Origin of the sequence: Kosakonia sacchari SP1, assembly GCF_000300455.3 — a bacterium.
GTDB lineage: Bacteria > Pseudomonadota > Gammaproteobacteria > Enterobacterales > Enterobacteriaceae > Kosakonia > Kosakonia sacchari.
In genome coordinates, this window is record NZ_CP007215.2 from 1,487,836 (window position 1) to 1,500,251 (window position 12,416).

At 55.5% G+C, this 12,416-nt stretch carries 12 protein-coding genes; 10 read left to right on the forward strand and 2 right to left on the reverse strand.

Annotated elements, in window-relative coordinates:
* Positions 1–87 precede the first annotated feature (87 nt).
* Positions 88–573: a phosphohistidine phosphatase SixA gene (gene sixA / locus C813_RS30110; RefSeq protein ID WP_017458643.1), complete on the forward strand. Its 486-nt coding sequence runs from the start codon at positions 88–90 to the stop codon at positions 571–573.
* Positions 574–629: 56 nt separating this feature from the next.
* On the opposite strand, the gene smrB is transcribed toward sixA, so the two are convergent.
* Entirely contained in the window at positions 630–1,181 is a 552-nt protein-coding gene (smrB, locus tag C813_RS30115; RefSeq protein ID WP_017458642.1) for an endonuclease SmrB, read from the reverse strand.
* A 166-nt stretch (positions 1,182–1,347) separates the two neighbouring features.
* On the opposite strand from smrB, the gene prmB reads away from it, so the two are divergent.
* The 6 genes from prmB to C813_RS30145 are packed head-to-tail and all read left to right on the forward strand — an operon-like array spanning position 1,348 to position 5,884.
* Positions 1,348–2,280, forward strand: a complete 933-nt coding sequence (gene prmB, locus C813_RS30120; protein ID WP_025263897.1) for a 50S ribosomal protein L3 N(5)-glutamine methyltransferase — start codon at positions 1,348–1,350, stop codon at positions 2,278–2,280.
* Between the two features lie 37 nt (positions 2,281–2,317).
* Entirely contained in the window at positions 2,318–3,403 is a 1,086-nt protein-coding gene (gene aroC / locus C813_RS30125) for a chorismate synthase (RefSeq protein ID WP_017458640.1), read from the forward strand.
* Positions 3,404–3,405: 2 nt separating this feature from the next.
* Positions 3,406–4,230 carry a penicillin-insensitive murein endopeptidase gene (mepA, locus tag C813_RS30130; protein WP_017458639.1) on the forward strand — a complete coding sequence of 275 codons (825 nt, stop codon included), beginning with the start codon at positions 3,406–3,408 and terminating at the stop codon, positions 4,228–4,230.
* Entirely contained in the window at positions 4,230–5,042 is an 813-nt protein-coding gene (locus C813_RS30135; protein ID WP_017458638.1) for a sulfite exporter TauE/SafE family protein, read from the forward strand. Before mepA ends, C813_RS30135 begins: the two co-directional genes overlap by 1 nt.
* Positions 5,039–5,578 (forward strand): elongation factor P hydroxylase, encoded by a 540-nt coding sequence (locus C813_RS30140; protein ID WP_017458637.1) that lies wholly within the window; start codon positions 5,039–5,041, stop codon positions 5,576–5,578. Before C813_RS30135 ends, C813_RS30140 begins: the two co-directional genes overlap by 4 nt.
* Positions 5,579–5,605: 27 nt before the next feature.
* On the forward strand, positions 5,606–5,884 hold the full coding sequence (locus C813_RS30145) for a YfcL family protein (protein WP_017458636.1): 279 nt from the start codon (positions 5,606–5,608) through the stop codon (positions 5,882–5,884).
* Between the two features lie 43 nt (positions 5,885–5,927).
* On the opposite strand, the gene mnmC is transcribed toward C813_RS30145, so the two are convergent.
* Positions 5,928–7,928, reverse strand: a complete 2,001-nt coding sequence (mnmC, locus tag C813_RS30150) for a bifunctional tRNA (5-methylaminomethyl-2-thiouridine)(34)-methyltransferase MnmD/FAD-dependent 5-carboxymethylaminomethyl-2-thiouridine(34) oxidoreductase MnmC (protein ID WP_025263898.1) — start codon at positions 7,926–7,928, stop codon at positions 5,928–5,930.
* 156 nt (positions 7,929–8,084) lie between these two features.
* On the opposite strand from mnmC, the gene fabB reads away from it, so the two are divergent.
* From fabB to C813_RS30165, 3 genes are all read left to right on the forward strand, one after another.
* A complete protein-coding gene (gene fabB, locus C813_RS30155) occupies positions 8,085–9,299 on the forward strand; it encodes a beta-ketoacyl-ACP synthase I (RefSeq protein ID WP_017458634.1) in 1,215 nt (404 codons plus the stop codon).
* A gap of 371 nt (positions 9,300–9,670) precedes the next feature.
* Positions 9,671–10,852, forward strand: a complete 1,182-nt coding sequence (locus C813_RS30160) for an MFS transporter (protein ID WP_017458633.1) — start codon at positions 9,671–9,673, stop codon at positions 10,850–10,852.
* 120 nt (positions 10,853–10,972) lie between these two features.
* Entirely contained in the window at positions 10,973–12,403 is a 1,431-nt protein-coding gene (locus tag C813_RS30165) for a 6-phospho-beta-glucosidase (RefSeq protein ID WP_017458632.1), read from the forward strand.
* The last annotated feature ends 13 nt before the right edge of the window (positions 12,404–12,416 follow it).

Below are 12,416 nucleotides of genomic sequence, written 5' to 3' on the forward strand. Positions count from 1 at the left end.
AATGCCCGGCCATTAATATTTTCCGCTGTCGCGAAATGATTTTGCTGTGAAAGTATTAATGATTCTGGTTAACAAAAGCGGTGCAATATGCAAGTTTTTATCATGCGTCACGGCGACGCTGCCCTCGATGCAGCCAGTGACTCGGTTCGTCCCTTAACCCCTTGTGGCTGTGACGAAACTCGTCAAATGGCAACATGGTTGAAAGGCCAAAAAGTGGATATTGAACGTGTTCTGGTCAGCCCTTTTTTACGTGCTGAACAGACGCTGGATAAGGTAGGGGAGTGTATGAACCTGCCTGACAACGTGGATGTCCTGCCGGAACTGACGCCTTGTGGCGATATCGGCCTGGTCAGCGCCTATTTACAGGCGCTGGCGAATGAAGGTACTTCCGCCGTGCTGGTGATTTCTCACCTGCCGTTGGTCGGATACCTGGTGTCCGAACTCTGCCCGGGTGAAGCGCCGCCGATGTTTACCACTTCCGCCATCGCCAGCGTCACGCTGGATGGAGACGGTAAAGGTGTCTTTAACTGGCAAATGAGTCCCTGCAACCTGAAGATGCCAAAAGCTATCTGATTCGCCGGACCATGAAAGATAAAGAGCCGCATAATGCGGCTCTTGTCGTTTCCGCTTCAGGACAACTCCGGTGGCTGCCACTCTTCCACCTCTATAAGCACCAGTATCGCCGCATCGCCGCCATATTCTTTCGGGGCCTGGTGAAACGCCATCACATGCGGATGCTGCGCCAGCCATAACGGTGTTTGCTGTTTGAGAATATGTTTGCCGTGGCCGTGCATCACGCAGGCGCAAAACACATGTTCTCGACGGCAGGCGGCAATCAACGCTCCCAGTTCCTGCTTCGCCTGAAGCTGGGTTAAACCGTGCAGATCAAGAAACAGTTCCGGAGCATAATCGCCACGGCGGATCTTTTTCAGCTCAAAATGGCTGACATCGTTGCGCACATATTTTACCGGGCCTTCGGTGTTTAACAGCGGCTGGAACTCATCAGAAAAATAGTGGCTGTTATCGGCCTGCTCCTGCAACAACCGTTTCTCCGGCACTTCAGTGATTTTTTTTCGCGCCGGGCGATGAACCACGGTATCCTGCTTAATCTGGCGTGTACCGGTCATCAGTTGCCGGAACAGCGCCTGTTCCTCCTCGCTAAGCGATGGTTTCTTTTTCATCTGCGCATCTCATCTTTTCTTTCTTTCAGTGTACCCGACTCATTGCGCCAGCGGTGCAGCAAAATGCATTTTTACCCCGCGCAGGCGCGTGAGAATGCTGATTTATCGCCGTCTTCATGGCAAACTAGCCGCCGAAATTAATGCGAGCATGCGCCTGGGGGATACCATGGATAAAATTTTCGTCGACGAAGCAGTGAACGAGCTGCACACCATTCAGGACATGTTGCGCTGGTCGGTCAGCCGATTTAGCGCCGCCAATATCTGGTACGGTCATGGCACCGACAACCCGTGGGACGAAGCGGTGCAACTGGTGTTGCCAACGCTCTACCTTCCGCTGGATATCCCGGAAGATATGCGCACCGCGCGCCTGACCTCCAGCGAGCGTCACCGCATTGTTGAGCGCGTGATCCGCCGCGTTAACGAACGTATTCCGGTGGCTTACCTCACCAATAAAGCCTGGTTTTGCGGCCACGAATTTTATGTTGATGAGCGCGTGCTGGTGCCGCGTTCGCCGATTGGCGAGCTAATTAATAACCGTTTTGCCGGGCTTATCGATGAACAGCCGAAGCACATTCTTGATATGTGTACCGGTAGCGGCTGTATCGCGATTGCCTGTGCTTATGCCTTTCCCGAAGCGGAAGTGGACGCCGTCGATATCTCCACGGACGCGCTGGCGGTCACCGAGCACAACATCGAAGAGCACGGGCTTATTCATCACGTGACGCCAATCCGCTCTGACGTCTTCCGCGACTTGCCGAAAGTGCAGTACGACCTGATTGTGACCAACCCGCCGTACGTTGACGAAGAAGATATGGCCGATCTGCCTTCCGAGTATCGCCACGAGCCGGAGCTTGGCCTGGCTTCCGGCAGCGATGGCCTGAAACTGACGCGCCGCATCCTCGCCTGTGCGCCGGATTACCTCTCTGACAACGGCATCCTGATTTGTGAAGTGGGTAACAGCATGGTACATCTGATGGAACAATATCCGGACGTACCGTTTACCTGGCTGGAGTTTGATAACGGCGGGGACGGCGTCTTTATGCTGACCAAAGCGCAGCTTATCGCCGCTCGCGAACACTTCAGCATCTATAAAGATTAAAACGACGCTCAACACAGACAACGACAACGGAGCCGTGATGGCAGGAAACACAATTGGACAACTTTTTCGCGTAACCACCTTCGGCGAATCGCACGGCCTGGCGCTCGGCTGTATTGTCGATGGCGTGCCGCCGGGCATTTCGCTGACCGAAGCGGATCTGCAACACGATCTGGACAGACGCCGCCCGGGGACATCGCGCTACACCACCCAGCGCCGCGAGCCGGATCAGGTGAAAATCCTCTCTGGCGTGTTTGAAGGCGTGACTACCGGCACCAGTATAGGTCTGCTGATTGAAAACACCGATCAGCGTTCGCAGGATTACGGCGCGATTAAAGATCTATTCCGTCCGGGACATGCGGATTACACCTACGAACAAAAATATGGTGTGCGCGATTATCGCGGCGGTGGCCGTTCTTCTGCTCGTGAAACGGCGATGCGTGTGGCGGCTGGTGCGATTGCTAAAAAATACCTGGCGCAGAAATTTGGCATTGTCATTCGCGGTTGCCTGACGCAGATGGGCGACATCCCGCTGGAGATCAAAGCGTGGGAGCAAGTGGAGCAGAACCCGTTTTTCTGCCCGGACCCCGATAAAATTGATGCGCTGGATGAACTGATGCGCGGCCTGAAAAAAGAGGGCGATTCTATTGGTGCGAAAGTGACCGTGGTTGCCGATGGCGTACCGGCAGGTCTTGGCGAGCCGGTGTTTGACCGACTTGATGCGGATATTGCCCATGCGCTGATGAGCATTAATGCGGTGAAAGGCGTTGAAATTGGCGATGGCTTTGAGGTGATAAAACTGCGCGGCAGCGAAAACCGCGATGAAATCACCAAACAGGGCTTTCAGAGCAATCACGCGGGCGGCATATTGGGCGGTATCAGCAGCGGTCAGCAAATTATTGCCAATATTGCGCTGAAACCCACCTCAAGCATTACCGTGCCCGGGAAGACGATCAATCGCTTTGGCGATGAGGTCGAAATGATCACCAAAGGTCGTCACGATCCGTGCGTTGGCATTCGCGCCGTACCGATCGCTGAAGCGATGCTGGCGATTGTCTTGATGGATCATTTCCTGCGTCAGCGCGCGCAAAACGCTGATGTGATAACCGATATTCCACGCTGGTAATCATGAAAAAAACGGCAATCGCCCTGTTTGCCCTGCTGATGAGCGCAACTGCCATGGCGGCGACGCCATGGCAAAAACTGACCCATCCCGTCGCCGGTAGCCCGCAATCTATCGGCGCGTTTTCCAATGGATGCATTGTTGGTGCGCATGAGCTGCCGCTGCAATCGGATCACTACCAGGTGATGCGCACCGATCAACGGCGCTATTTTGGTCATCCGGATCTGGTGCTGTTCATTCAGCGCTTCAGCACACAGGTGTACAACCTCGGGCTGGGTACGGTGCTGGTAGGCGATATGGGGATGCCAGCCGGTGGACGCTTTAACGGCGGTCACGCCAGCCACCAGTCGGGGCTGGATGTCGATATCTTCCTGCAGCTTCCGAAAACGCGCTGGAGCGCGGCGCAACTGCTCAAACCGCAGGCGCTGGATCTGGTTTCCCGCGATGGCAAACAGGTAGTGCCTGCGCTGTGGAAGCCGGAAATCAGCAGCATGATCAAGCTGGCGGCAGAGGATAACGACGTGACGCGTATCTTCGTGAATCCGGCAATCAAGCAGCAGCTTTGCCTTGATGCGGGCAGCGATCGTGACTGGCTGCGCAAAGTGCGCCCGTGGTTCCAGCATCGTGCGCATATGCATGTGCGCCTGCGCTGCCCGGCGGGCAGCCTGGAGTGCCAGGATCAACCGCTGCCGCCGCCTGGTGATGGTTGCGGTGCAGAATTGCAAAGCTGGTTTGAACCGGCGAAGCCGGGTAGTTCAACGCCTGAGAAAAAGACGCCGCCGCCGTTGCCGCCGTCCTGCCAGGCTTTACTGGATGAACACGCACTCTGATGGAACTCTTTCAACAACTGTTTATGGTGTCACCGCTGTTGCTGGTGACGCTTTTTTTTGTCGCGCTGCTAGCCGGGTTTATTGACGCGCTGGCGGGCGGGGGTGGGCTGCTAACCGTTCCGGCGCTGATGGCGGCCGGAATGTCACCGGCGCAGGCGCTGGCGACCAACAAATTGCAGGCCTGCGGCGGTTCGCTGTCGGCATCGCTGTACTTTATTCGCCGCAAAGTGGTAAACCTCGCCGATCAGAAGCTCAATATATTGATGACTTTCCTCGGTTCCACCACCGGCGCGCTGCTGGTGCAGCATGTGCAATCCGATGTGCTGCGCCAGATCCTGCCGATTCTGATTATCTGTATTGGCCTCTATTTCCTGCTGATGCCAGGACTAGGCGAAGAGGATCGTCAGCGCCGTTTGTACGGTCTGCCTTTCGCGCTGGTTTCCGGCGGCTGTGTCGGTTTTTATGACGGTTTCTTTGGCCCGGGCGCAGGCTCGTTTTACGCCCTGGCGTTTGTCACGCTTGCGGGTTTTAACCTGGCAAAATCGACCGCCCATGCCAAAGTGCTGAATGCCACTTCCAACGTTGGCGGGCTGCTGCTATTCATTATTGGCGGCAAAGTGGTGTGGGGCACCGGCTTTGTTATGCTGGCCGGGCAATTTCTCGGCGCGCGCATGGGCTCGCGTCTGGTGCTCAGCAAAGGGCAAAAGCTCATTCGTCCGATGATTGTGATTGTCTCGGCGGTGATGAGCGCAAAACTTCTCTATGACAGTCACGGGCAGGAGATCCTCCAGTATCTGGGGGTGAATGTATGACGCATCACTATCAACAACTCATTGATATTTTTGACGGCTGTTTTGCCGACGATTTTAATACCCGTCTGATTAAAGGCGACGACGAACCGATCTATCTTCCTGCTGATGCGGATGCACCTTATAACCGCATTGTTTTTGCCCACGGCTTTTATGCCAGCGCGTTACATGAAATTTCGCACTGGTGCATTGCGGGAGCTGAACGGCGCAAGCTGGTCGATTTTGGTTACTGGTACTGCCCGGACGGACGCGATGCGGCGACGCAGGGGAAATTTGAAGATGTTGAAGTCAAACCGCAGGCGTTTGACTGGTTGTTCTGCGTGGCGGCGGGTTTCCCGTTTAACGTCAGTTGCGACAATCTGGAAGGCGATTTCGAACCCGATCGCATCGTGTTCCAGCGCCGTGTGCATGCACAGGTGATGGCGTATCTGGAGCAGGGCATTCCTGAACGTCCGGCGCGTTTTATTAAAGCACTACAGGATTATTACCAGACGCCGCCCTTAGCGGCAGCACAGTTTCCGTGGCCGGAAGACCTGTAAGGCCATTTTTTTAAATGAGGAAGAGAGATGATCGCGGAGTTTGAATCACGCATTCTGGCGTTAATAGATAACATGGTGGACCACGCCAGTGATGATGAGCTGTTCGCGGGCGGTTATCTGCGCGGCCACCTGACGCTGGCGGTGGCGGAGCTGGAGAGCGGCGATGACCATGCGCCGGAAACCCTGTACGGAAAAGTGACCACCAGTGTGCAAAACGCTATTCAGGCGGGAGAACTATCGCCGCGCGATCAGGCGCTGGTGCTCGGCATGTGGGAAAACCTGTATCAGCAGGCGAAAGCGCACTAAGCCGTCTTTTCCCTCTCCGCTCAGGAGAGGGAAAGTATTCATCTCATTTCACCGCTTTACCCTTCAATAACTTTCTGACCCATAAACGATTCGGATTCATTGCCGCCAGTGTTTCACCGTCCAGCGGGATCGGTTCATTGCTCATTTGTGATGCCAGAATTTCTGCCGACAGCGGCGCGCTGCACAACCCGCGTGAACCCAGCGCACCCAACATAAACAGTCCGTCATAGACGGGCGCGCTGACGGCTGTTTCGCTGTGTTCTGCGAGGGTCGCATAGGCGTTAAGCGTTGCGTCGTAATCCGCCACGTTGCCGACCATCGGCAGGTGATCGCGCGTGGCGCAGCGTACGCCGCAGCGTGCATCGCCCGCGCTGACATCCACCGTTTTAGCCCATGATGCCTGCGGGAAGCAGTCGAGCAGCCGCTGGCGGTTCTGCTGCTGATCGGCTTCGCTGTAGGCGGTTTCCTGTTGACCGCGATGATAACTTGCGCCAATACAGTGCTGCTGACTGTGCGGGTTTTGCGGTGTGAGATAGCCGTCATAACACAGCACCTGGCGCAACGGGCTGAGCTCAGGCGTGGTGGGAATATGGCTGACCTGGCCTGCCACCGGATACACCGGCAGTTTTTCCGTTTGCGCAAAATGTTGTATGCGGTGCCCGTTGGCCAGCACCACGGCGGCATGCTGGCGTAATTCGCCGCCTTTGATATGCAACTGCCAGTGATTATCTTCAGACGTTAATTGCTCGACATCATAACCATAGTGCACCTGTAAACCCTGTTCACAAGCCAGCGCGAGGGCGGCCGACGTGAGCTGCGCCGGGCAGAGCCAGCCGCCAGCCGGGTAAGTGATGCCACCGCAGCCGGTTTCCACGCCGCAGAGCGCATCGGCCTCATTTGCCTCAACGCGCCAGGCGAGTTCCAGCGGCAGATCCAGCGTCAGCATCTGATCGATTTTGTGTTGGCTTTTTTCATCCCAGCCGAGTTGGGTCACGCCGCACCACTGATGGTCAAACTCGACAGGAAGCGCGTCGTACACGCGGCGGGCAAAGGTAAAGGCTGCCGGGAAGAAGCGTGCCAGCGCCGGATCGTGGGCGCTGAGCAAAGGATAGAGTGCGCCCTGGCGGTTACCGGATGCGCCTTCGGCAGGAGCCTCATCGGCGCAATACAGCGTGACCTGCCAGCCGCGACGCAGCAACGCCAGCGACAACAGGGCGCTGGCTACACCGCCGCCAATTAACGCCACTTCGCGTTTCTCTGTACCGCTGCGGGCAAACCACGGCGCACGGACTGCAGGCGCTCGCGGGTTTTCCATCACCCCGGTGAGCATTTCGCGTTTGCGGCCAAAACCTTTGCTTTTGTGCATGGTAAAACCCGCTTCTTGCAAACCGCGCCGGACGAAACCCGCTGAGGTAAAGGTCGCCAGCGTACCGCCAGGCCTTGCAAGTCGCGCCATCGCCTGAAACAGATTTGCTGTCCACATGTCCGGGTTTTTGGCGGGCGCAAACCCATCAAGGAACCAGGCGTCCACGCTCTGGTTGAGCGAATCGTCCAGCGTATCGGTCAGGTCGTTGATATCACCGAACCATAAATCGAGCGTCACGCGACCACCATCCAGCAACAGTCGGTGGCAACCAGCAAAAGGCAGCGGCCACTGCGCTTGCAGTTGTTCTGCCCAGCTCGCCAGTTCCGGCCAGTGGGCGTGCGCTTTGCGCAGATCGCCCTGGGTGAGCGGAAATTTTTCAAAACTGATGAAATGTAACCTTTCCAGGGTAGCGTCGGGGTTAACTGCGCGAAAGGCCGTAAACGCCTGCCAAAGGGTAAGGAAGTTCAGACCGGTGCCGAAACCGCTCTCCGCGACGACAAACAGCGGGCGCGGGTGGTCAGGAAAACGGTGTTCAAGACGGTTGCCGCCGAGAAAAACATAACGTGTCTCTTCCAGCCCGTTATCATTAGAGAAGTAGACATCGTCAAAATCTCGGGAAACAGGTGTACCCTCAGCGTTGAATTCCAGGTTGGCGGATTGTATAGCGGTTTGTTTCACGTAAGTTACTCGTCCATCAAGCAGTGTCACGATCTTAACGAGGGACAAAGAAAGGCGCAAATTTCCTCAGAAATTGTCTGATCGGACTTGTTCGGCGTACAAGTGTACGCTATCTTGCGACACGAAACTTAATTAGTGCGACTTTAGGGGTATTGAATGAAACGTGCAGTGATTACTGGCCTGGGCATCGTTTCCAGCATTGGTAACAACCAGCAGGAAGTCCTGGCATCCCTGCGTGAAGGACGCTCAGGGATCACATTCTCTCAGGAATTCAAAGATTCCGGCATGCGCAGCCACGTATGGGGTAACGTTAAACTGGACACCACTGGTTTGATTGACCGTAAAGTGGTTCGTTTCATGAACGATGCCTCTATCTATTCCTATCTCTCCATGCAGCAGGCGATTGAAGATGCTGGCCTGAAAGACGAGGTTTATCAGAATAACCCGCGCGTGGGCCTGATTGCAGGTTCTGGCGGTTCGTCTAAATCTCAGGTTTTCGGCGCTGATGCAATGCGCAGCCCGCGTGGTCTGAAAGCGGTTGGCCCATATGTGGTCACCAAAGCGATGGCGTCTGCGGTTTCCGCGTGCCTTGCAACACCGTTTAAAATTCACGGCGTGAACTACTCCATCAGCTCCGCGTGTGCCACTTCCGCGCACTGTATCGGTAACGCAGTTGAGCAGATCCAACTGGGCAAACAAGACATCGTTTTTGCCGGCGGCGGCGAAGAGCTGTGCTGGGAAATGGCTTGCGAGTTCGATGCAATGGGCGCGCTCTCGACCAAATACAATGAAACGCCGGAAAAAGCGTCCCGTACTTACGATAAAAACCGTGACGGTTTCGTTATCGCAGGTGGCGGCGGTATGGTGGTGGTTGAAGAGCTGGAGCACGCACTGGCGCGCGGCGCGCACATTTATGCGGAGATCGTTGGCTATGGCGCGACCTCCGATGGCGCAGACATGGTAGCCCCGTCAGGCGAAGGCGCAGTGCGCTGCATGAAGATGGCGATGCACGGCGTTGATACGCCGATTGACTATCTGAACTCCCACGGGACTTCCACGCCAGTTGGCGATGTGAAAGAACTGGGCGCTATCCGCGAAGTGTTCGGCAACAACAGCCCGGCGATTTCCGCGACCAAAGCGATGACCGGTCACTCTCTGGGTGCTGCGGGCGTGCAGGAAGCGATCTACTCTCTGCTGATGCTGGAGCACGGCTTTATCGCCCCGAGCATTAACGTGGAAGAACTCGATGAGCAGGCTGAAGGTCTGAACATCGTCACTAAACCGATGGATGCGACGCTGAATACCGTGATGTCTAACAGCTTCGGTTTTGGCGGCACCAACGCCACTCTGGTGATGCGCAAACTGAAATAAGTTTGTCTTACCGCGAGAAGGGGAGCCTGAGGCTCCCTTTTTTATTGCCCGCTTTAAACCCTCTCCTGTGAATGCAGCAACCGTTTTTGGCGCTATCTTGATTGCCTGCGAATTTCCCTCTTACCGAGCTGGTCGAGTTTTTTTGAAAGGGTTTAGTAGGCGCCCTGGCGGCGCAAACAATTCCGCTTTTATTCAGGGGATTTTTACGCGTTGACAACCCGCTACGTTGGCAGGCAAACTCCACCCGCAACATTATCCCTGCGATAATGCGTAAGCGTTTAACGTTAACCAACGCGCCTTAATCCTGAAACTCAGGTAGAGGGGGCGTGGTACTTCCAAATCCCGCCTTACTCTGCGTTATGGAGTAATGCATGTCTGCAGAATCACAATCTGTTCGTTCTTCTTCAGCGAATGTCTCGCTGTTTCGCATCGCTTTCGCGGTGTTTCTTACTTATATGACCGTTGGGCTACCGCTACCGGTGATCCCGCTGTTTGTTCACCACGAGCTCGGCTACGGCAACACGATGGTCGGTATCGCGGTCGGAATTCAGTTTCTTGCTACTGTCTTAACGCGCGGCTACGCCGGGCGGCTGGCGGATCAGTTCGGTGCCAAACGTTCAGCGTTGCAGGGGATGTTTGCCTGTGCGTTAGCCGGTGTGGCATGGCTTTTGGCCGCGTTACTGCCGGTTGAGCCACTGGCGAAATTCGCGCTGCTGGTGGTGGGGCGTTTAATTCTTGGGTTTGGTGAAAGCCAGTTACTGACCGGAACGCTAACCTGGGGTATGGGGCTGGTTGGTCCGGCGCGTTCCGGCAAAGTGATGTCGTGGAACGGAATGGCGATTTATGGTGCGCTGGCGGCCGGTGCGCCGCTGGGGTTATTGATCCACAGCCAGTTTGGTTTTGCGCCGCTTGCAGCGACCACTATCGCGTTACCATTTATCGCCTGGGCGTTTAACGGCAGCGTGCGCAAAGTCCCGGCACATGCGGGTGAGCGCCCGTCGCTGTGGAGCGTGGTTGGGCTTATCTGGCAGCCGGGGCTTGGGCTGGCATTGCAGGGCGTCGGCTTTGCGGTTATCGGTACCTTTGTGTCGCTCTATTTCGCCAGCAACGGCTGGGCAATGGCAGGCTTTACCCTGACCGCCTTTGGCGGTGCATTTGTGTTGATGCGTATTCTGTTTGGCTGGATGCCAGATCGTTTTGGCGGCGTGCGGGTAGCGGTAGCCTCGCTGATAGTTGAAACCATCGGTCTGTTGCTGCTGTGGCAGGCACACGATGCGTGGACGGCGCTGCTTGGCGCGGCGCTAACTGGCTGCGGTTGTTCATTGATTTTCCCGGCGCTCGGCGTGGAAGTGGTAAAACGCGTGCCGCCGCAGGTGCGCGGTACTGCGCTTGGCGGTTATGCCGCGTTTCAGGATATCTCGTATGCTTTTACCGGCCCGTTGACCGGCCTGCTGGCAACCTCGCTCGGCTACCCGTCGGTGTTTCTCGCCGGAGCTATCTCTGCGGTGACCGGGATTATCGTGACGTTAATCGCTTTCCGCTCACGTAAATAGCGCAGAAAACCGCAGCAATAAAACTCTTTGCAACCGGTTTCACAAAACAAGCCCGCGATGATGTCATGTCCTCGCGGGCTTGTTTATCCTTTGTTCACCATTGAGCGAAAGGAGAGAGATATGCCTGGGTTTAAAGCGGATTTTTTATGGGGGGGCGCTGTTGCCGCGCATCAGCTGGAAGGCGGCTGGCAGGAAGGCGGTAAAGGCGTGAGTGTTGCCGATGTAATGACCGCAGGCGCGCACGGCGTACCGCGTGAGATTACCGACGGCGTGCTGCCCGGTAAAAATTATCCCAACCATGATGCCATCGATTTTTACCATCGCTACAAAGACGACATTAAGTTGTTTGCCGAGCTGGGTTTTAAATGTTTTCGCACCTCCATTGCCTGGACGCGTATTTTCCCGAAAGGCGACGAGCTGGAGCCAAACGAAGCCGGGCTGCAATTCTATGACGATCTGTTTGACGAATGCCTGAAGTACAACATCGAGCCGGTGATTACCCTTTCCCATTTCGAAATGCCTTATCACCTCGTCACTGAATATGGCGGCTGGCGCAACCGTAAACTCATCGACTTCTTTGTCCGCTTCGCTAATGCCGTTTTCACCCGCTATCGCAGCAAGGTGAAATACTGGATGACGTTTAACGAAATTAATAATCAGGCCAACTACCACGAAGATTTCGCGCCGTTTACCAACTCCGGCGTGAAGTACCAACCCGGCGAAGATCGCGAAGTGATTATGTACCAGGCGGCGCACTATGAACTGGTGGCGAGCGCGCTGGCGGTTGAGGCCGGACATAAAATTAACCCGGATTTTAAAATTGGCTGCATGATCGCCATGTGCCCGATCTATCCGTTAACCTGCGCGCCCGACGACATGATGATGTCGGTGGTGGCAATGCATCGCCGCTACTGGTTTACCGATGTGCATGTGCGTGGTTATTACCCGCAGCATCTGCTCAACTACTTCTCTCGCCGTGGTTTCAAACTTGACATTACCGACGAGGATTTGCAGATCCTCACGCGTGGCCGCGTCGACTATATCGGCTTCAGTTACTACATGTCTTTCGTCACCAAAGCGAAAGAAGATAATCCGCAACTGGATTACGACGAAACCAAGAGCCTGGTGCCGAACCCGTATGTCAAAGCGTCAGACTGGGGCTGGCAAATCGACCCGGTTGGTCTGCGTTACTCCCTGAACTACTTCTACGACATGTACCAGTTGCCGCTGTTTGTGGTGGAAAACGGCTTTGGCGCGATTGATAAGCCCGAGAGCGACGGCGTGGTCAATGACCAGTACCGCATTGACTATATGCGTAACCACATCGGTGAAATGAAAAAAGCGGTAGTAGAGGATGGCGTTGATTTAATGGGCTACACGCCGTGGGGCTGTATCGATCTGGTCTCGGCGGGCACCGGCGAAATGAAAAAACGTTACGGCTTAATCTACGTGGATAAAGACAATGACGGCAACGGCACGCTGGCGCGCAGCCGCAAGAAATCGTTCTGGTGGTATCAGGACGTGATCAAACATAACGGTGACAATCTGTAAAAGCGAATCCCCT

Coding starts and splice junctions, on each gene's coding strand:
- sixA (WP_017458643.1), top strand. CDS start 88: ATGCAAGTTTTTATCATGCGTCACGGCGACGCTGCCCTCGATGCAGCC.
- smrB (WP_017458642.1), bottom strand. CDS start 1,181: ATGAAAAAGAAACCATCGCTTAGCGAGGAGGAACAGGCGCTGTTCCGG.
- prmB (WP_025263897.1), top strand. CDS start 1,348: ATGGATAAAATTTTCGTCGACGAAGCAGTGAACGAGCTGCACACCATT.
- aroC (WP_017458640.1), top strand. CDS start 2,318: ATGGCAGGAAACACAATTGGACAACTTTTTCGCGTAACCACCTTCGGC.
- mepA (WP_017458639.1), top strand. CDS start 3,406: ATGAAAAAAACGGCAATCGCCCTGTTTGCCCTGCTGATGAGCGCAACT.
- C813_RS30135 (WP_017458638.1), top strand. CDS start 4,230: ATGGAACTCTTTCAACAACTGTTTATGGTGTCACCGCTGTTGCTGGTG.
- C813_RS30140 (WP_017458637.1), top strand. CDS start 5,039: ATGACGCATCACTATCAACAACTCATTGATATTTTTGACGGCTGTTTT.
- C813_RS30145 (WP_017458636.1), top strand. CDS start 5,606: ATGATCGCGGAGTTTGAATCACGCATTCTGGCGTTAATAGATAACATG.
- fabB (WP_017458634.1), top strand. CDS start 8,085: ATGAAACGTGCAGTGATTACTGGCCTGGGCATCGTTTCCAGCATTGGT.
- C813_RS30160 (WP_017458633.1), top strand. CDS start 9,671: ATGTCTGCAGAATCACAATCTGTTCGTTCTTCTTCAGCGAATGTCTCG.
- C813_RS30165 (WP_017458632.1), top strand. CDS start 10,973: ATGCCTGGGTTTAAAGCGGATTTTTTATGGGGGGGCGCTGTTGCCGCG.